The sequence below is a fragment of the Mucilaginibacter pineti genome (genome assembly GCF_900101875.1).
Lineage (GTDB): Bacteria > Bacteroidota > Bacteroidia > Sphingobacteriales > Sphingobacteriaceae > Mucilaginibacter > Mucilaginibacter pineti.
The window spans coordinates 193,171-213,771 of sequence record NZ_FNAI01000011.1 but is presented as its reverse complement, the minus strand read 5'-3'; the positions used below and the strand labels follow the sequence as shown (position 1 = coordinate 213,771).

Genomic DNA, 20,601 nt, shown 5'->3' with positions numbered 1-20,601 from the left:
ATTAATTGGTTTGAATAACATAACCCGGAGAAAACGCCTGCGCTGAAAAAGAATCGGTTATGGGGTTTGGAGCAGAAAACTCTCCCGAAATTTCCAGGTCGAATGTGCCGGTGGTAAATCCCGAAAAATCAATATTATAAATTGCGCCGTCTTCCAGATCGACGAAGTTTTCAGAAAAATCATCGAAGTATTTTTTCCTGAAATCGTAGGGATTGGGTAGTCCGTTGGGGCGGTACACCTCAACACTTACAGATTTGTTAACGCTGCCGGTAAATGTTCCTTTAATTGTGATTGTTTTCATGCGCTTGGGGTTATTGGGTTAGGTTTTAAAAAATTAAAAGTCAAACGCAAACCAATACCCGCCGGAAAACTATCGGTAATAATTAAGTTAGCTGTGTGATAAGGTTTGCAGCATAAAGTTCGCGAACATCCCCTTATCCTGCAAACGTATTTTTACGTTATTTATATGTGGAAAACACGGTGTTTTTCAGCATGTTTTCGTGCTTTTACCGGGTGGCTAATTGCGCATTAACCTTATTAACATTCCAGCCTTCAATATGCAATGTGGGTTGTGCCGTTAACTTAGCCTTGGGCGCGCTAACGGTTATGGTTACAGTTTCCTTTGGCGATAACGCGAAATAGCTGCTGCTCCAGTAAGCCGGCATAACCTCTTCGCCGTTTATCATTAGTTGCGGGCAAACGAAAAACGCAAGTTGGCTGCCTGGGTTGTTTAATGTTATAGTCCATTTACTTTCGGCTTTGCTAAATTTCGGTTTTACGGAAACGACCTTTACATCGGCCTTTTTCATAGCATTAAACGGCGTATAATCATTGCCCGGCGCTGTCCAGTAAATGCTTCGGGATACTACATTACCGCTGGCATCCTTTAGCCCCAATACCACAAAACATAATTGGTTAACAGTTCTTAATACTTGTTGTAATGGGATAACCTGCTGCGTTCCTTCTTCGGGTAAACCCGCGGTTGCTGTTTGATGGTAAAGTGAGCGTGAATCTATACTGTAAATATCTGCCTGCACCGTTAAATTACCGGTTGCCTTATGGGTGCGATTAATAACCGCCACTGTTGAATCGTTTTGATTGAATTGCACGTGTAGCGGTTCAACGGCGTTTTGCATACCGTAATAGCCGGCGTTGGGTTCCAGGTACCAGTCGTAAATTTGCCATACTACGCTGGGGAAAGCCGCGTTCAGTTTCCAAAGCATTACGCCGCCTGTTTCTGTTAGTTTATGACCGGCCGCCTCAAAGATCCCTTGGTAACCGGTACTGTTCATCAGCTGCATTTTGTTTGAAAAATCTTCGCGACTGGTGGGTTTGCCGTACCTGCTCACCATATTTTTATAATACTCGTCATATTGCGCCGCGCCTGTTGCGGCGTCATGATAACCCCAGCTGTTATTGAGCGGGTAAGGCAGGCTTTTATCCCAGGTAGTATCGGGAATGTTTTTTGCCAGTGTATTATATGGCGGCTGCGATGGGATACCGGTTTCGTCCTTGAACACCCAGTCCTTACCAGCATCTGCCAGGCGAAAATATTCCTTGGTGTCTTTCCAGGCATACGGCCCGCCGCTGTAAACACCCGACGGCTGATCGTCTGGCCATGAACCGGCCCATCCTGCGGGCAATTTCGCAAAACCCGATGAGCTTGGGATAAACGGCCGGGAACCATCAAGACTAATAATGCTGTTGCGCATTACATCATATAACTCTTTACGGGCATGACCCTCGTTACCGCCCGTCCACACCAATAGGCTGGGATGGTTGCGGATGCGGTATATGGTACTCACAACGTTTTTAACAAATACATTGCCTTCCAGCGGCCAATCCGGTGAACCTTTAAACTCGCCCTGCGTATCACCCGTGATCCAAAAATCCGACCATACCATTAAGCCATACATGTCGGCCGCATTCCAGAAAGCATCGGGCGGGGTAATGCCGCCGCCCCAGATCCGCACCAGGTTTACATTGGCATTGCGGCAAAGATGCAGCTCGTAATCATAACGTGCCGAATCGCGGTTTACCATCATATCGGGCACCCAGGCGCCGCCATTAAGGTGCACCCGTTTACCGTTCACAAAAAACTCACGGCGGGTAAAGCCGTTTATCATGGTAGCCTTTGTGCCCACGGTACGAATACCGAATACAAAGCTGGTATCATCAGTAATACGACTGCCATTGGCATATTTCAAACGGATGCGGTAGAGGTTGGCCTTACCGTAACCATTGGGCCACCAAAGGGCAGGCTTATCAATTAAAAGCTGGTTAACCTTATCGGCATCTAATTCAAGTAATTTAGTTTCGCTGGCTTTCAAAGCCACGCTTTGGGTAAAGGAAATAGCCGAACCCTTAAAATTTTCGGGGGAGATATTTACGATGAGTTTGCCGTTTGTTAGCGCAGCGCTGTAGTTAGCCAGTGTTAATTGCAGGCCAATTTTAGCCTTGCTGGTATCTGTTTCCGATAAAAAAGTGGTGGTAAGTTTTGGTTTGGCAATGGTTACCGCACCTGTTGTACGCAGAAAAACCGGCTGCCAGATCCCCATGTTACGATCACGCACGGGCGGAATCCAGTCCCAGCCGCTGGAGCAAAGCATGGTTACGTTTTTGCCGATATCCCCGGTAGGGCCGCCATTTTCATAAAAAGGCCCCAGCGCTGCCAGCTGTTCCTTTGCCGGTAAACCCGGGTAATCCAGCGGATAAATTTTGATGGCGAGTCGGTTTTGGCCGCCTACATTAATTTCATTACTTACCGCAAGGCTATATTCGGCAAACATACCGGCCATTTGCGATGAATCGGCAACACGCTTGCCATTCAGCCAAACTTCCGCCCGGTAATTGATGCCTTTAAATATCAGTTGGAAAACTTTGCCCTTATCGATTGCAGGCACCATAAATGTGGTTTTATACCAATACGGCTTTTCCCAGGGATTGCGGCCCGGCAGGTGACTGTATTTTAACAGATCATACTGCTTATTAAACTCGTCAGATGCATCGGGGATCTGCATATTGTTGAGTGCCTGGTAGGGGTCTGGGTAAACGTGGTTGGCCACTAACCCTGTAAGTACGGTTGATGGTACTTTTACGGCATACCATTTAGTTTGATCTTTATAATTTTTAGCCGAGATTGTTTCCCCACCATCTTTAATCAAAAATGCCGATTGCAGCTGAAAGTTTACCAATTGCACTTGTTTTACCTCTTGGGCTTTTAAACCGGCAGCAAAAAAAGTAAACAATAAAGCCCATGCAAACAACCGCGCAGTTTTCATATCGATATTCATTTTTAACATTACCATATAACAGGATTGTTATTTATACCATACAAAACTATTGTTTAAGTGCTATATGAAGGTACACTACTCCGTGCGTTTTATTGTACTATTATAACATTCGTTGCCCTTTTTGGTAAAAACCGGGCCTGCTTTAACTGGTCGCGCAGCCAATTTCAGTCTGCAAACTGGTGCTAATGTTCAATTAAGGTAATATTTTAAGCTATTTGCTTTAAATTAATGAAAGCTTAACATGCCTGTGGTATTTTTGCACCGCATGAATATGAAACCACATATTGAGCCGATAACAAAACCGGTATTTAAATTGGGACAGCCCGATGATAACTACAAATACCGGGCATTGCCATCGCCCACCGGCAAATACCCGTACCACTTAAATATACAGGATGTAGTTGCCGGGGTTAATACCGAAAAAATGGTTTTTCATATGGGCGGCGATACCGGCAGTATTACCGGCTCTGTAGGCACAAAACAGGTGGTTAGCGAAATGGCGGGGCAGTACAAAGCATCCCGACCAGAAGATCGTCCGCAATTTTTTTATCACCTCGGCGATATTGTTTATCATCATGGTGAGGCCGACCGCTTCGACAAGCAGTTTTTTGAACCATTTGCACCATACCCCGGCCCCATATTTGCCATCGCCGGTAATCATGACAGCGACGTAAACCCGGATAGCCCGGTTGTTTACCAAAGCCTTGATTCGTTTAAGGCAGTTTTTTGCGATACAGTTTCGCGCAAGGTCAGCTTCAGCGCGCAATCGGCCAGGAAAAGCATGGTACAGCCCAATGTTTACTGGACGCTGGAAACCCCGCTGGCCAATATCATAGGTTTGCATAGCAACATCCCCAAATACGGTGTAATTACCAATGAGCAGCGCGAATGGTTTATAGCCGAGCTTAAAACCGCCGATGCCGAACGGGGCGATAAAGCTTTATTGATCTGCGTTCATCACGCGCCTTATTCGGCCGATACTAATCATGGCTCGAGCCAGCCAATGATCAATTTTCTGGAAGGTGTATTTGAAGAAACAGGTATTAAGCCCGATATGGTGCTCAGCGGCCATGTGCACAATTACCAGCGTTTCAGCAAGCAATATGCCGATGGGAAAACCGTACCCTACATTGTAGCAGGCTCGGGCGGGTTCGATGAACTTAACGCTTTAGCCAACGCAACAGACAAAGGATATACCAATAAGAGCAGCTTATTTGATGATGTACAACTGGAAGCTTATTGCGACAACAAACACGGCTTTTTAAAAATAAGCATCGAAAAAACCACATCGGGATTATCCATCACCGGCAAATACTACGCCTTGTCGTCAACTAACGAAACAAACGGCAAAGCAATCACCACCCTGGCCGATCATTTCACCATTCCCCTGGCCGAGTTAGCTTATTAATCCTAAACCGGCCTCCCTAAAGTACCTATATTAACAACAATTGAACTTTGTGTGTATTTTTTAAAGTTAAGTTCAAATTATTTTAATGCACTGGTAACCATATCATAACCTAAACTTAGCACTATCTACAACTTACAGCCATACTTTTAATTCATCATAAAATCTTGCAAACACTTTGTAAAACTTTAGTTGACTTATTAGTAAATGCAGAAAATATTGTTCATTACCGGTTCTGTAAATCAAACGCTGCAAATGCACCAGATTGCCGCAGAACTGCCCGAGTTTGATTGCTGGTTTAGTCAAGTATTTACCGATAGCCCTTTCTTAAATTTTCTTGTTGAGCGTACGCCCTTGCTTAACGGTACAGTAATGGCCGGTCAGTTCAGGGAAAATTCTGAACGCTACCTTAAAAACCATGGCTTGCAGATTGACTACAAAGCGCAGCTAAACACTTACGACCTGGTAGTTTTTTGTTCGGACTTGATAGTGCCCAAACGCCTGCGCGTAAAGAAAACTGTATGGGTACAGGAAGGCATGGTTGATAAATTTACCCTACTGAGTAAATTGGTAAAAGCCTTTAAACTCCCTCCGTTTCTTTGTGGTAATACGTCGTTAAATGGGTCATCAAATATATGTGATGTTTTTTGTGCCGCATCTGCCGGTTACAAACAATACTTCGCCAAAACCGGCACCGAAAACCGTAAGATAGCCGTTACCGGCATCCCCAATTATGATAACCTGCGCCAGTTTTTAAACAATGATTTCCCGCATCGCAACTACGTAATGGTAGCCACCACCGATATGCGCGAAACTTATCGTTTTGAAAACCGCCCGGCCTTTATAAAAGAAGCAGTAAAAATAGCGGCAGGTCGCCCCTTGCTTTTTAAGCTGCACCCCAATGAAGATGTAAAACGCGCCGAAAGGGAGATCCGCAAATATGCGCCCGCGGGTACGCTCATCTATAATTCGGGCAACACCAACCACATGATAGCCAACTGCTGCGAACTGATAACCCAATACTCAACCGTAGTGTATACCGGCATCATCTTAGGTAAAAAAGTTCATTCGTGGTTTAATGTAGATGAGCTTAAAAGATTGGCCCCCGTTCAAAACAACGGTGGTTCTGCCAAAAAAATAGCCCAGATCTGTCGCGCATACATAAACCACCGGGGCACCAGAGATAGCTTCGATGTGCAAAAAGCACTGAGTAAAAAGGCGCCGCAGTTTTTTACGGCGCAGCTTATGGTAAACTATTAAGCACATAAAAATGGCAAATAAAATAGTGATCGTAGTGCAGGCCCGCATGGCGTCAACCCGTTTACCCGGCAAGGTGATGCTGCCTATATTAGGCAAAAGCATCCTCGCGCTTATGACCGAAAGGTTACAGATGATCAGTCATGAAGCCACCATTGTAATAGCCACTTCAGAAAATGCCGAAGACGATGTGCTGGTTCGTGAGGCCCAATCACTGGGCTTACCTTGTTATCGCGGCGATCAGCATAACCTGCTTGACAGGCATTACCAGGCCGCTTTAAAATACGGGGCCGATGTTGTGCTCAAGATCCCGTCTGATTGCCCTTTGATAGATCCGCGCATTATAGATGGGGTACTGGATTACTTTTTTGAGAACGACACTTTTGATTACGTGAGTAATCTGCACCCGGCCACCTGGCCCGATGGGAACGACGTAGAGATCATGACCATGCCCTGCCTTAAAAAAGCCTGGCAAAATGCATATAAACCATTGGAGCTGGAGCACACCACCCCTTATATATGGGAAAACCCGCAGCTTTTTAACATAGGTAATGTAAGCTGGCAAACGGGGTTGGATTATTCCATGTCGCACCGTTTTACAATTGATTACCGGGAAGATTACCTGTTCATTAAAACCGTTTTTGAAGCGCTTTATCAGGTTAATAAAAACTTTTCCTGCAATGATATCATCAACCTGCTGAACACCGAGCCAGGCATCTACCAAATTAATGCGCAATACGCCGGCGTTAACTGGTACCGCCACCACCTTAACGAATTAAAGACCATACAGCCCGGGCAAACCAAACAGGCACCCGAAGTACTGGCAACATCCAATTTAAAATAACACCACTTGTGAAAAATATAAACTACAACAACGAAGAACTTAGCGTTATGGCCCTCAGGGTACGGGAGCATATCATACGCATGTCTACAGCGGGTGGCTGCTTTACGGGTGCATCCCTTTCCGCGGTCGACCTGATCGTTTACCTGTACACCAATTTTTTGAACGTTAACCCATCAAACCTTAACGACCCCAACCGCGATTACCTGTTCCTATCCAAAGGGCATGATGTACCCGCCTTATACGGCACTTTAGCCGAGCTTGGGTTTATTGAAAAAGAACGCCTGGCCAATCACCTTTCCATTAACGACAATATTTACTGGCACCCAAATACAAAGATTCCCGCTATTGAATTTCACTCCGGCTCGCTGGGGCATTTGCCATCCGTGGCAATTGGTGTGGCAATGGACATTAAAATAAGCGGCGGCAGCAACAAGGTTGTCTGCATTATGGGCGATGGCGAGCTGAACGAAGGCACTTGCTGGGAAGCAGTACTGGTGGCCAATGCCTACAAGCTGGATAATCTCATTTTCGTAATAGACCGCAACCAGTTTCAGGCCAATATGCGTACCGAAGATCTTATCCCGCTGGAGCCGCTTGCACAGAAATTTGAATCGTTCGGCGCGGCGGTTAAACGGATAGATGGTCATGATTTTTATGAGCTCAACAACGCATTCAGCGCCTTTCCTTTTCAGGAGGGAAAACTCAATGTGGTAATCGCCGATACCGTTAGGGGTCGCGGTTTGCCAAGCATTGAAGAGCGGGCCGACAGGTGGTTCTGCAATTTTTCTGCCGATGAGATAGACCAGCTTTTATTAGAGCTGCATGGCCAGCACGATACCTTATTAACATCCGAAACCCTAATAGTTAGATAAGCCATGACCTACGAAGAATTATTGACCGAAACGGCTTTAAACAACGAACAGGTAATAGTAATGACTGCCGAAAACCGCGCGTTGGTACGTAACCTGCCCGCTGTTTTAGGCAAACGCTTTATTGATACCGGCATTACTGAGCAAACCATGATTGGTGCCTCGGCCGGCTTGGCCTTGCGCGGCCGCATTCCGGTGGTACATGCGCTGGCTGCCTTTTTAACCATGCGCGCCTATGAATTTGTACGTACCGATTTGGGCATTGCCAACCTGCCGGTAAAACTGAGCGGTTTTATCCCCGGCCTGTTATCTGATGCTAACGGACCAACGCACCAGGCCATTGAAGATATTTCAATTATGCGCGGCATCCCCAACGTTACCGTATTTGCCCCGGCAGATGAGGACGACCTGGTAAAAATGCTGCCGCAGATCTGGCAATCGCCAAACCCGGCTTATACCCGCATCAACACCCGTAAAACCGGTTATGAGCACGAACCTTTTGAATTAGGTAAAGCCGAGGTTGTTGCCGTTGGCAGCGATGTAACCATTTTAACCTACGGCCTGTTGTTTGAACAGGCGCTGATAGCAATGGAGATCCTTATCAACGAAGGCTTGTCTGTAGGCCTGGTAAATATGCGCAGCCTTAAACCGGTTGATGAAGCTATTATTTTACAAGTCGCAGCCGGCAGCAATTTGATTGTTACCCTCGAAGATCATTTTTTAACCGGTGGTTTGTACACCATTGTTGCCGAAGTATTGCTGCAATACCAAACCACGGCCAAAGTATTACCTATCTCGCTTAACCAAAAATGGTTCAGACCAGCGCTTTTGCCCGATGTGCTGCAGCATGAAGGCCTTACCGGCAAGCAAATAGCCGAGCGCATACTGGGCTACCAAACCAACCATTTTCAACCATCCATATTAACACAGGAATTTTCAGAATAAACAGCATTGTTATGGCTAATAAAATACAGCTCACCAATAATTTCCCCGATATCACGCAGTCAAATGAGCTTTATGAGCGCGCTTTAAAAGTTCAGAAACCGGTTACACAAACCTTGGCTAAAGGCCCGGGCCAGTTTACCAAAGGCGTTGCGCCAAAGTATTTGGTAAAAGGTAAAGGATCGCACGTTTGGGATGCGGATGGTAATGAATATATAGATTTTAACGCGGCCATCGGCCCTGTATCATTGGGCTATGCTTATCCTGCTGTTGATGATGCTATCCGCAGGCAACTGGAAGATGGGATCACCTTTTCGCTGATGCACCCCCTGGAGGTTGAACTGGCCGAGCTGGTACAACAGGTTGTGCCCAACGCCGAAGCGGTAAAAATCGCTAAAACCGGTGCCGATGTTTGCTCGGCCGCTATCCGTGTGGCACGTGCCTTTACCGGTCGCGATAAGGTGTTTTGCTGTGGTTATCATGGCTGGCATGACTGGTACATCGGTATCACCAGTCGCAATGCGGGTGTACCCCAGGCTACGCAGGATCTTACCTACACTTTTGAATACAATGATATTGACGCCATAAAGGCGGCGCTTGATGAAACCGTGGCAGCCTTAATATTAGAGCCATTTATTTTTGAAGCACCCAAACCCGGCTTTTTACAGCAACTGGCCGAGGTATGCCGCGAAAACGGTACCCTGCTCATTTTTGATGAAATGTGGACCGGCTTCCGCGTAGCATTGGGCGGCGCGCAGGAATATTTTAACGTAAAGGCCGATCTGGCTGTATTTTCAAAAGCATGTGCCAATGGCATGCCTATAGCATTGCTAACTGGTCGTGCCGATGTAATGGAGTTGTTTAATTCCGAAGTGTTCAGTTATACCACCTTTGGCGGCGAGGCTTTATCGCTGGCGGCTTGTATTGCTACTATTAATGAACTAAAGGATAAGAAAGTACCTGAATACCTTGATCAAAACGGCGCGCTTTTAAAGGACGGCTACAACCAATTGGCCATTGCAATGGGGATGGATCAGTACACCCGCTGCATCGGCTTTAACTGCCGCAGTATGGTAACTTTTACACCTGAAGCCGGTAACCCTTTAGAGCTAAAAACGCTGATGCAGCAGGAAATGATAAAACGCGGTATTCTTTGGGCCGGTTTCCATAATATGTGCTACAGCCATACCTCCGAAGATATTGACTACACACTGCTGGCATACCAGGATGTGCTGCAAATTATAAAGGAAGCCATTTTAAGCGGCGATGTTAAAAGCTACCTGAAAGGCGAAATACTGGAAGCAGTTTTCCGCAAAGTGAGCAATTATAATATTAAGCCTAAAAGTGCAGCGCTGTAGTATGGAATTATTTTCATTAAAAGGCAAAACGGCTATTGTAACCGGCGCATTGGGCCTCATAGGTAAAAAGCATTGCGAAGCACTGGCACTTGCGGGTGCCAACGTGGTTGCTGCTGATATGGATGAGAAAAAGGTGGAGGCCTTTGCCGAAAGCCTGGGCGAACAACACGGCGGCCTGCAGATTGACGTAACCAGCAAACAATCACTGGAAATTGCCCGCGACAAGATCCTGACCCGCTATGGCAGCATAGATATCCTGGTGAATAACGCGGCTATAAATGACATGTTCGAGAACCCGGCTTTGGCTAAGGAACTTTCGGCATTTGAAAACTATCCGCTTAGCGCGTTCCAGCAGTCGCTTAACGTGAATGTAACCGGTGTGTTCTTGTGCTCGCAGGTTTTTGGTACGGTGATGGCCGCGCAGCAATCGGGCAGTATCATCAACATCGCATCCACCTACGGCATGGTTGGGCCCGATCAGTCCATCTACAAAAATGAACTGGGCGAGCAGGACTTTTATAAATCGGCTGCGTACCCGGTAACTAAAGGCGCTGTTATCAATTTCACCCGCTTTTTGGCCGCTTACTGGGGGCATAAAGGCGTACGGGTAAATACCCTTTCGCCGGGTGGCGTTGAGAACAATCAAAACGAATTTTTTATAGAAAACTACGCTGTAAAAACGCTGCTGGGCCGCATGGCAAAGGCAAGCGATTACCAGGGCGCACTTATTTTCCTGGCAAGCGAGGCATCAGCATATATGACCGGCGCCAACCTGGTGGTTGACGGCGGGTGGACAGCAATATAAAACCCATTAATTATGAACGATATTTTAAAGCAAAAAGCAGCCGGTATTAAACTGGTACTTACAGATTGTGATGGCGTACTTACTGATGCCGGTGTATACTTTGGCGATGATGGCGAATACCTGAAAAAATTTAACATGCGCGATGGCATGGGCGTTGAACGCCTGCGCCGTTATGCGGGCGTTGAAACCGGCATTGTTACCGGCGAGCGCTCGCCATCGGTAATTAAACGGGCCGAAAAGCTAAGGATTACCGAACTGCATTTAGGCATAAAAGATAAGGCGACCGTTTTTAAAGAGATCTGTAACAGGTTGGAATTACAACCATCGGAAATTGCTTACATAGGCGATGATTATAATGATATGGAGATCATGCAGCTGGCCGGCCTGAGCGCCTGCCCGGCCGATGCCATGCCATTTTTAAAGGCCCATGCCGATATTATTTGCAGCCTGACAGGTGGCGCGGGTTGCTTCCGCGAGTTTGCCGAGTTTATTATCGACTCAAAAGTAGCCACGTCTGTAAAGGATGGCATTGTTACCTTAAGCAACGGCCGCAAAATTGGTAAGGGCCACCCAAGCTATATTATTGCCGAAATTGGTATTAACCACAACGGCTCGTTAGAGATAGCTAAAAAACTAATCGATGAAGCCGTGGCCGCAAAGGTTGATGCTGTTAAATTTCAAAAACGCACGCCCGAAATTTGTGTACCAAAAGACCAATGGGAAGTGATGCGCGATACCCCCTGGGGCCGCATGAGCTATATTGATTACAAACGCAAAACCGAATTTGGCATTTCCGAATATGCAACTATCGACCAATATTGTAAAAAAGTGGGTATCGATTGGTTCGTATCTGCCTGGGATGCGCCATCTGTTGATTTTATGGAGCAGTTTGATATGGTTTTGTATAAACTGGCATCGGCATCGTTAACTGATTTTGATCTTATTCAACGCATCCTGGAAACGGGCAAACCACTGATGCTTTCAACCGGCATGTCTACCATAAAAGAGATTGAAAACACAATGGCGTTTGTGAAGAGTTTTGATGAGGATTACCCGCTGTTTATTGCCCACTCTACCTCCGCATATCCTTGTCCGCCGCAGGAGCTGAACCTTAAAATGATCCAAACGCTGGAGAATAAATATCCTGGCATGCCGGTTGGTTACTCGGGCCACGAAACCGGCTTGGCAACTACCGTAGCCGCCGTTGCAATGGGGGCAACGTTTGTTGAAAGGCATTTTACGCTTGACAGGGCCATGTGGGGATCTGACCACGCCGCATCGGTAGAGCCGCAGGGCCTGCAACGCCTGGTACGCGACATCAGGGATATTGAACTCGCTGCCGGCGACGGTTTTAAACGGGTTTATGAATCGGAGCTTGCACCTATGAAAAGACTGCGCGTTAATATCAGCGACGAGTATAAAGAAAAACCACTTATTTAAACATGCCCCAGGATAAACTGCTTACCATAACCACTACCATACTTGTTTGCTGGATAATACTCATTATTGCCTGGGAACGCCTGCGGCCTTACCGCAAAGGCCTGGCTTTTTTCAGGGATGGTTTTTGGGTTGATCTGGTTTGGTATACACTTATCCAAAGCTATTTTTTAAAGATCCTGATATTTGATTATATCATAGCGCCTGTTCAGCATAATTTCAACTGGTCGTCCGTTCAGTTTGTGAAGGATTGGCCGGTGGCTGTACAGGTGCTTTTTTTCCTGGTGATGCATGACCTGTACATTTACCTGTTCCACAGGCTGCAGCACAGCAATAAAATATTGTGGCGTATTCATGAAGCGCACCACTCGGGCAAGGAGGTTGATTTTTTAGCGGGCTCGCGCTCGCATATACTGGAGATAGTTATCAATCAAACCATTGAGTTTGCGCCCATTATTTTACTAGGTGCCGATCCGGCAGTGATACCTATTAAGGCCATGTTAGATGCCATGTTCGGCATGTTTATCCATGCTAATGTTAACGTAAAACTGGGCAAGCTTAAATATTTTATCAATTCGCCAACGCTGCATTTGTGGCACCACGCCAATTACCAGGAAGTTTTTCACGCTAATTTCGCTACCAAATTTGCCTTTTGGGATTACTTGTTCGGCACCGCTTATGACCCCGGTCATGCCCCCGGTAACCTGCCCGAAAACTGGGGACTTGGCTATCATTACCCAAAAGATTACTTTTTACAGCATGCCTTTTCGGTAAAAAGGTTTCACGAACCCGATCTGCTGAAATACAAATGGTTTAAGCGTTACTATAATTTGCGGCCTGCCATACTTTCGGCATTGCCTAAGCCCGGCAGAAAAAAGGTTGCGGAAATCAATACCTATCATCCCGAAACATTAACCAACACTTTAGCACATCAGCCGCAGGAATAAGCCTGCATTAAAACCACAAAAAATTGGCCTGGATCTATCTCCTAATAGCAGCAGTATTTGAAACTGCCTGGACATTTTCGGTAAAGTTTTTTAAACTAAGCGACTTGAAACTTCTCCGCTGGAATAATTTTTATATTGTTACCGAAAGTTTTCCCTTGCTGGCTCCATTACTGGGTTACATCATTTTTGGTGTATGTAATGTGTACTTTTTTTCGCTGGCCATAAAGGAACTTTCCACCGCTACGGCCTATGGTATTTGGATGGCGGTAACCCTTGTGCTGATAAAGATCTGCGAAATTACGCTGTTCGGAAAATCTGTTTCATGGACGGAAATCTTCTTTATGCTTTTGATCATGACGGGCATCCTCGGCCTCAAATTTTATGTACCGGAAGTAAGTACGCCTATTAAACCTTAGCCATCAGTTAGGCGTAACACATGATATAACAGGAGGTATCAAGCTAATTTTCGAACTCCGTAGGAGTACCGTGTTTATAGAGCATTGACGAAATCAATAGCTCCATAGGAGCTTCCTATAAATGAGGAGGCACCTACGGAGCCAGGGCGCCCTTAATTTAGTCTATAAACACGCCGCCCCTATGGGGCCAGTCAATGATATATAAAGTTACTTACCAACACCCGCCCAAAGCGGGCCGGTTTTCAGCACTTGTTTGTAAATGGCGCAATCGGCGGTATGGGCGCCGGACAGGTAGCCTATACTCATCAAAAACTCGTTAACAATTTCGCCGCCGGTAAAGCGGAATGTTTTCTTGAAAAGCTTTACCCACTCATCCTTGGTTTTTGGGTGATTTAGCTCCAGCCATTTTTCAAATGAACCATGTTCTGCCTGTAGCTGCACTATGGTTTTGGCGTTTTCAATGGCCGCGTTTATTTTTAGCCTGTTGCGGATGATGCCCGGGTCGGCCATTAAACGTAATCGGTCGGCTTCGGTGTAGGATGCTACCACTTCAACGTTAAAATTATCATACGCCTTTCTGAAGGTTTGTTCCTTTTTCAGGATGGTTTCCCAGCTAAGTCCGGCCTGGTTAATTTCAAGTACCAACCGGCAAAACAGTTCATCATCATTATGGATAGGAAAACCATAATGCAAATCATGATAGGCTTTGTGTATGGCCTTTTTCTCGTCTGTCATGTATTCAATTGCGCTGCAGTATGACATGTTGTATGTTGATTTATAAGTGCGGTTATTTTGATGCTAATCTACTCAAATTATAAAACCGGGGCTATACACCAACTGTCAGGATTCGGCCATTTCGTTAAACGTACGGTTTTTTAATAAAGGTTACTGCGCTGCCAAAAACTCGTTGATCATGGCCACAAAAAACTCGGGCACTTTGCTGTTTGCATCCGGCGACATAATCTCGCCCATGTAACTGCCGTGGGTGCCGGGCAATATAGCCAATCTTCCATTAGGTAACAGCTGACTCATTTCAACCGCATGTGCGGGGGTGGGCAAGTCATGATCGCCTATCACTACCAGCGCCGGTGCAGTTATCGATCTGAGGTCTGCTTCTGTCCAATCTTTAAATGTTTGCATCCGTTGGGCATCTTTATTAAACATGTTCAACAGCGCTGCCTGGTCGTTATTTATCTTCAGGTATTCGTCTTTATAAACCTGCGGCATGTCGCTAAATTTGGCGTGTTTCATCCCCTCCCAAAAACCTGCCGGGGCACCATCCCGCTTATAAAATGCCGATGCAATAATGAGCTTGTCTACTTGTTGCGGGTGCCTCATGGCTATTTCCATAGTGGTTTGGCCGCCGTTGCTAAAACCAAAAACATTGGCTTTGGTAATGTTAAGCTGGCGCAGCAATTCGGCCACGTCATCTGCATCCTGTTTGAATGTTTCGGGAGCATCCCTGTCGCCGGTGTGGCCGTGTGCCTGTAGTTCAACGGCAATTATCCGGTGCGTTTTTGCCAGCGCGGGTATTATCCGGCCGAAGGTTGTTTCGAGTGTTGATCCGCCACCGTGTATTAGCACCAGGGGCTTGCCGGCACCATGAATTTCATAATACATTTTTACGCCATTTACATTGGCATACTTACCTGCTGTTTGCGCTTGTGTTGGCTGAGTTGTCATAATAATTATTCAGTTAAAAATAATTGTCTTTACCATTCTCACAACAAGTATAACGGTTATTAGCGGCTGTAAACGAAATAGGAGTGAAATTATTTCCCCGACATATAAATATATTCAATTGCCTTATAATAAGATAGTTAAAATTAAAACGAGTTGCAGTATTAATTTTTCGTTATTGCTTTGTGACGTATTTGTTACACAAACACTTCATTTAAGCCGCCGCCTGCTGTTTTGATTAGAATAGCATAATACAGGGTTGGTTTGCTGCTAATAATCAACATTTAGTATTGCCCGATGAAAAACGCAATACTATCACCCTCAAAATTTAGCAGATGAATAAGATTTACAAAAAATTAAAACTTGTATTATCGGTGCTGTTATTATGCATTGTTCCGGCCATTGTGTTTGGGCAAAGCAAAATAACCGGTAAAGTTACCGACGAATCTCAACAACCTCTACCGGGGGTAAGCGTATCAGTTAGCGGCACAAAAACCGTTTCAGTAACTGATGCAAATGGTAATTACAGTATCGCCGCGCAATCTGGCCAGGTACTTATCTTTAAGTTTATTGGTTACTCGCAGCAATCGCTAACCATTGGCGACAGCCCGGTTTATAACCTGAGCTTTAAGGTTGAAAACAAAGTACTTAACGAAGTGGTGGTAACCGCCTTGGGTGTAAAAAAAGAAACCAAAAGACTTGGTTATTCGGTACAGGAAATTAAAGGCGCCGAACTAACAAAAGCGCGCGAAGCAAATGCCATTAATGGCTTAACCGGTAAAATTGCCGGTTTAAACGTTGGTATAAACCAGGAGATATTAGCGTCGCCTACGGTATTGCTGCGTGGTTCGCCGCTTAACTTTTATGTAGTTGATGGTATTCCTATTAATACCGATACGCAAAATATCTCCCCTGATGATATTGACAGCTACACCGTACTAAAGGGCCCAACAGCAGCAGCCCTTTACGGTAGCCGCGGTATTAATGGTGCTATATTAATAACTACAAAAAGAGGCAAAGCCGATAACAAGGGTTTTGTTATTGAGCTTAACTCCAGCACCCAGTTTAACAGGGGCTTTATTGCCATTCCTAAAGTGCAGAACAACTATGGCGGTGGCGATAACGATAAATATGCCTTTGGCGATGGTGCCGGTGGTGGTGTTAATGATGGTGATTATGACGTTTGGGGGCCGCGTTTAAACGCTGGCTTAATGCTGCCGCAATATGATGGCGCTTATGACCCAACCCAAACTTATACTACCACTTTTAAAGATGGCTCAACCTTTAAGGGCCATATTAAACCAACCCCATGGGTTGCAAGAGGTGTAAACAATTTGGAAGGCTTTTTGCAAACAGGCTTGCTTACCAGCAATAACGTCAGCATTTCTTCATCTACAGAAAAAGCTAACGTGCGTATGTCTGTAACCAATGGTTATCAGCGTGGTATTACGCCAAATACGGGTTTAAATACCATTAACTTTAACTTATTGGGTAGCCTTAACTTATCTAAACAGTTTAAGGTTGAAGGTAATATCAACTACAACCGCCAGTTTTCAAAAAACATTCCTGATGTTACCTACGGCCCAAACAGTATCATTTATGACGTTGATCTGTGGACCGGTGCCGACTGGAACATAGACGATATGCGTAACTACTGGCAGCCTGGTAAAGAGGGTATCCAATCGGTATTTGTGGAGTACAAACGTTACCAAAACCCATGGTTCCAGAGCTATGAGTGGTTAAGAGGTCATTATAAAAATGATGTTTATGCCTGGGGTGCTTTTACTTACAGCCCGGATAAAAACCTGGATATCACCTTACGTTCAAACATAACTACCAACAACGTTTTACGTACCGAAAAAGAACCATTCTCGGCCCACCCTTATGGCGATGAGCATAACCACGGGAACTATCGTGAAGACCGTCGTGACTTGTTTGAAAACAACACCGACCTGTTGGTAAAATACAACCTCAACAACATCAGCAACAGCGGCGTAAGCATCAGCGCTTTAGCCGGCGGAACCCTTCGTACAATGAAATACACATCGAGCTTTGTTACTACAGATCAGTTGCTTATTCATGACGTATACACTTTCCAGAACTCTATAAACCCTGTAAAGTCATATAATTTCGATTCGGATCTGATAACAACAAGTGCTTACGCATCGGCCGATATCACGTACAAAAATTACTTTACTATTTCGGCAACCGGCCGTACAGAAAAATCATCGGCCTTGTTGAACCAGTCTTATTTTTATCCTTCGGTAAGCATAAGTTCACCAATATCTGATTATGTAAAACTGCCCGAAGCCATATCATTCTTAAAAGTACGCGCAAGTTATGCCAACGTTAAAGATGGCGGTACTTCGGCATTTGTTGGCCCTGCAGGATACCCGCTTGGTTATGGCAACTCCTACCAAACTACTTATGGCGGTCCAAGCTACCAGGTGTCTACACCGGCGTATATTATAGGCCCGTCATACGGTAATATTACATCCGCATCGGCACCAACATATACTGTCGATCCTAAAATTAAGCCAAGCAGCAGGAGTAACTATGAAGGTGGTATCGACCTTCGTTTCCTGAAAGATCGCTTAGGATTTAGCGGAACTTATTTTATTTACAAGGATGGTCCGCAGATATACTCTCAGCCGCAATCTGAAACCAATGGCAGCGATCAAAGCTTTTTAACCAATGGCTACGCAACCAAAAGAACCGGTTACGAGGTTTCTGTTAACGGCAGTGCTATAGCAACCAGAAACTTTAAGTGGGATGTTTTAATGAACGTGAGTACCTACAAAGAAGTTTATGACGCTTTCCCTGGTCAGCAAAAAATTAAAGACCAGTTTTTTAAGGTTGGCGATCGTGTAGATAAGTTATATGGTGCTAAAGAAGCCCAAACTGTAGATGGCAAGGTAATTCACGATAAAGATGGTATACCAGTATACTTGCCGGTAGCGCAATACTTAGGTAACGCCGATCCTGACTTTACATGGGCCATAAACAATAAATTCAGGTATAAAGAATTTACGCTTTCGTTCCAGTTTGATGGTGGCGTGGGCGGTAAAATACGCGATTATGTTTACCGTAAGCTTATTGAAGGTGGTCGCGGTGCCGCAACAGATGAGGGCATTATTGGCCAGGCACGCGCTTACGAATCTGAGCACTGGGGCGATCCGGGCTTTAAAGGAGCCGTATTTGCAGATGGTACACCAATGCTGGGCCATGATGGGGTAACCGTTGCCCCAGGCAGCCCCGCAATTCAGTTTGACCCTATTACCGGTGTTATCACCAATATGGACCAAGTTAAATTTGCAGCCAATACTACCCCGGTTAAATATGTACAGGATTACGTGAACAAGTTTTATAACGATCCGCAGCATACCGTTATCAGCAGAACTTATGCTAAACTAAGGGAAGTTGTTGTTGGTTACTCGTTACCAAAACCATTTGTTCAAAAATTGAGACTGAGCAAGGTTGAGTTTTCTCTCGTAGGCCGCAACCTGTTATACTTTTTCAAGAAAGGCTATAAGGATATCGATGTGGATCAATACCCAGGTCGTAACCAGTTGGGTCAAACCAGCCTTGAATCGGGCTTACAAACGCCTACTACCAGAAGTTATGGGTTTAACATAAACGTTGTTTATTAAGCGCAGATCAATTAACAACCAAAAATTTAAAAATGAAATCATTAAAATTAACAATAGCAGCCTCATTGATCATCCTTGCTTCGGCATCGGGTTGTAAAAAGGCTTTTGACGATGCCGTTATCAATAAAAACAAGCCAACATCGGGTTTGTCGCCGGCATTGTTGCTGCCCGGCATTGAATCAGATATGCTGGTACCTCCATTTAGCGATGAAGAAAGACAAAACCAGTTTACTGCCTGTAACTACGTTTATTATGGCAATAACAAATACTGGACAGGTAGCGCATCATTAAACTACACCACGCTTAATAACGTGGCCGCAATGGAAACCGAATCAAACAAACTGGCGGCTACTTTGGCAAAACCATATTTAACGTTAGCCAAATTTTTCAGGGCGTATTATTTTGTGGGCATGACCTTAAAAGTTGGCGATTTGCCCATGTCACAAGCCTTACAGGGTATAAAGAACCCAACACCGGTTTATGACAGCCAAAAGCAAATATTTATAAGCTCGCTGGCTTTGTTAGAAGATGCCAATAAGGATATCATAGATATGCTTGCTATTAATAAATTAACCCAGGGAACCTATGTGATTGATAGTAAGTATGACTTTTATTTTAAAGGCGATTTTACAAAATGGCAAAAGATCATAAACACTTTCAGACTAAGGGTACTTATAGCGCTGAGCAAAAAAACCGGCGATACAGACCTGAACGTAAAAGCTCAGTTTGCCGCTATCCTGGCCGATAACGTTAAATATCCGTTATTAAACAGCATGGAAGACAACCTCCAATATGTATGGGATGGTGTATTCAGTATTTACCCAAATAGCCCGCGTAACTTTGGTAACGATGCAACACGTTACAACACGGCTGCTACCTATATCAACACCTTAGCATCCCTGAAAGATTTACGTGTAATGCGTGCTGCCGAACCTGCAAGGGGCTTAAAGTTTGATGATACCGATTTCAGATCATTCGTTGGTGCCGAATCTGGCCAGGGCCAGAGCGATATGGCCAGCCTGGTGCAGGCAGGTAAAATATCATTAATTGGCCGTCACCGTTATTATGAAACCCTTACCGGCGAAAACACCTTTATTATTGGTTATCCCGAAATGTGTTTCAACATAGCCGAAGCCATAAACCAGGGCTGGGTACCGGGTAATGCCGAAGATTGGTATAAAAAAGGTATCTACGCCGATTTTGCTTTCTATGGCATTAATGATGGCGACAATACCGTAACCTTTCAAAAAAGCGGCGGCTTATTGGGCGATGATGTATCATACCCTATAACCTTTAAGTACGACGATTATTACAAACAGGCTGCTGTTAAATATGCCGGTAATAATGCCGATGGCTGGAAACAGATACTAACCCAAAAGTACCTTGCATTTGCACGTAACTCTGGCTTAGAAGCATACTACCAATGGCGCAGAACAGGCATCCCGGTATTAAGCATTGGCGCGGGTAATACCAACAATGGTACTACCATCCCAACCAGGTATCAGTATCCTATTAATGAAAGAAGCGCCAATACCACAAACTATAATGCGGCTGTACAAAGCCAGTTTGGTGGTAAAGATGATATTTACCAAACCCTTTGGTTATTAAAATAACAACTCCTTTTTTAATTTAAAAGAGCCGGGCAACGTTGTTGCCCGGCTCTTTTTGTTTACAGCAAATGGGTGCCGTAATTACTTG

At 45.1% G+C, this 20,601-nt stretch carries 16 protein-coding genes; 12 read left to right on the top strand and 4 right to left on the bottom strand.

Translation table 11 applies throughout. From position 1 onward, the window contains the following. Position 1: 1 nt before the first annotated feature. Both BLS59_RS22050 and BLS59_RS22045 read right to left on the bottom strand, forming a co-directional pair. Positions 2-301 carry a hypothetical protein gene (locus tag BLS59_RS22050; protein ID WP_091152641.1) on the bottom strand — a complete coding sequence of 100 codons (300 nt, stop codon included), beginning with the start codon at positions 299-301 and terminating at the stop codon, positions 2-4. Positions 302-506: 205 nt separating this feature from the next. Then, a complete protein-coding gene (locus BLS59_RS22045) occupies positions 507-3,293 on the bottom strand; it encodes a glycoside hydrolase family 2 protein (protein ID WP_205411328.1) in 2,787 nt (928 codons plus the stop codon). Between the two features lie 271 nt (positions 3,294-3,564). Here BLS59_RS22045 and BLS59_RS22040 point away from each other — a divergent pair, with 271 nt between their 5' ends. The 10 genes from BLS59_RS22040 (at position 3,565) to BLS59_RS21995 (ending at position 13,573) form a co-directional block, all read left to right on the top strand. Further along, on the top strand, positions 3,565-4,701 hold the full coding sequence (locus tag BLS59_RS22040) for a metallophosphoesterase family protein (RefSeq protein WP_091152703.1): 1,137 nt from the start codon (positions 3,565-3,567) through the stop codon (positions 4,699-4,701). Between the two features lie 204 nt (positions 4,702-4,905). Then, positions 4,906-5,958, top strand: a complete 1,053-nt coding sequence (locus BLS59_RS22035; protein WP_091152637.1) for a hypothetical protein — start codon at positions 4,906-4,908, stop codon at positions 5,956-5,958. A 10-nt stretch (positions 5,959-5,968) separates the two neighbouring features. Further along, positions 5,969-6,799 (top strand): cytidylyltransferase domain-containing protein, encoded by an 831-nt coding sequence (locus tag BLS59_RS22030; protein ID WP_091152635.1) that lies wholly within the window; start codon positions 5,969-5,971, stop codon positions 6,797-6,799. Between the two features lie 8 nt (positions 6,800-6,807). After that, positions 6,808-7,671, top strand: a complete 864-nt coding sequence (locus BLS59_RS22025) for a transketolase (RefSeq protein WP_240315312.1) — start codon at positions 6,808-6,810, stop codon at positions 7,669-7,671. A 3-nt stretch (positions 7,672-7,674) separates the two neighbouring features. After that, complete coding sequence (locus BLS59_RS22020; RefSeq protein WP_091152633.1) at positions 7,675-8,613, top strand: transketolase family protein; 939 nt, start codon at positions 7,675-7,677, stop codon at positions 8,611-8,613. A gap of 11 nt (positions 8,614-8,624) precedes the next feature. Continuing rightward, complete coding sequence (locus BLS59_RS22015; RefSeq protein WP_091152631.1) at positions 8,625-9,968, top strand: aminotransferase class III-fold pyridoxal phosphate-dependent enzyme; 1,344 nt, start codon at positions 8,625-8,627, stop codon at positions 9,966-9,968. A gap of 1 nt (position 9,969) precedes the next feature. Further along, on the top strand, positions 9,970-10,773 hold the full coding sequence (locus BLS59_RS22010; protein WP_091152629.1) for an SDR family oxidoreductase: 804 nt from the start codon (positions 9,970-9,972) through the stop codon (positions 10,771-10,773). Positions 10,774-10,785: 12 nt separating this feature from the next. Then, positions 10,786-12,213 (top strand): N-acetylneuraminate synthase family protein, encoded by a 1,428-nt coding sequence (locus BLS59_RS22005; RefSeq protein WP_240315311.1) that lies wholly within the window; start codon positions 10,786-10,788, stop codon positions 12,211-12,213. A 2-nt stretch (positions 12,214-12,215) separates the two neighbouring features. Further along, complete coding sequence (locus BLS59_RS22000; RefSeq protein WP_091152626.1) at positions 12,216-13,157, top strand: sterol desaturase family protein; 942 nt, start codon at positions 12,216-12,218, stop codon at positions 13,155-13,157. Between the two features lie 23 nt (positions 13,158-13,180). Beyond that, positions 13,181-13,573 carry a DMT family transporter gene (locus tag BLS59_RS21995; RefSeq protein WP_091152625.1) on the top strand — a complete coding sequence of 131 codons (393 nt, stop codon included), beginning with the start codon at positions 13,181-13,183 and terminating at the stop codon, positions 13,571-13,573. Between the two features lie 207 nt (positions 13,574-13,780). Here BLS59_RS21995 and BLS59_RS21990 read toward each other — a convergent pair whose 3' ends face one another. Next, positions 13,781-14,335: a DNA-3-methyladenine glycosylase I gene (locus tag BLS59_RS21990; RefSeq protein ID WP_091152623.1), complete on the bottom strand. Its 555-nt coding sequence runs from the start codon at positions 14,333-14,335 to the stop codon at positions 13,781-13,783. 123 nt (positions 14,336-14,458) lie between these two features. Further along, the gene (locus tag BLS59_RS21985; protein WP_091152621.1) at positions 14,459-15,256 is read right to left on the bottom strand and encodes an alpha/beta fold hydrolase; all 798 of its coding nucleotides are present in this window, start codon (positions 15,254-15,256) and stop codon (positions 14,459-14,461) included. Positions 15,257-15,588: 332 nt separating this feature from the next. Here BLS59_RS21985 and BLS59_RS21980 point away from each other — a divergent pair, with 332 nt between their 5' ends. Then, the gene (locus BLS59_RS21980; RefSeq protein WP_091152619.1) at positions 15,589-18,903 is read left to right on the top strand and encodes a SusC/RagA family TonB-linked outer membrane protein; all 3,315 of its coding nucleotides are present in this window, start codon (positions 15,589-15,591) and stop codon (positions 18,901-18,903) included. Positions 18,904-18,935: 32 nt separating this feature from the next. Continuing rightward, positions 18,936-20,516: a SusD/RagB family nutrient-binding outer membrane lipoprotein gene (locus tag BLS59_RS21975; protein WP_091152617.1), complete on the top strand. Its 1,581-nt coding sequence runs from the start codon at positions 18,936-18,938 to the stop codon at positions 20,514-20,516. The last annotated feature ends 85 nt before the right edge of the window (positions 20,517-20,601 follow it).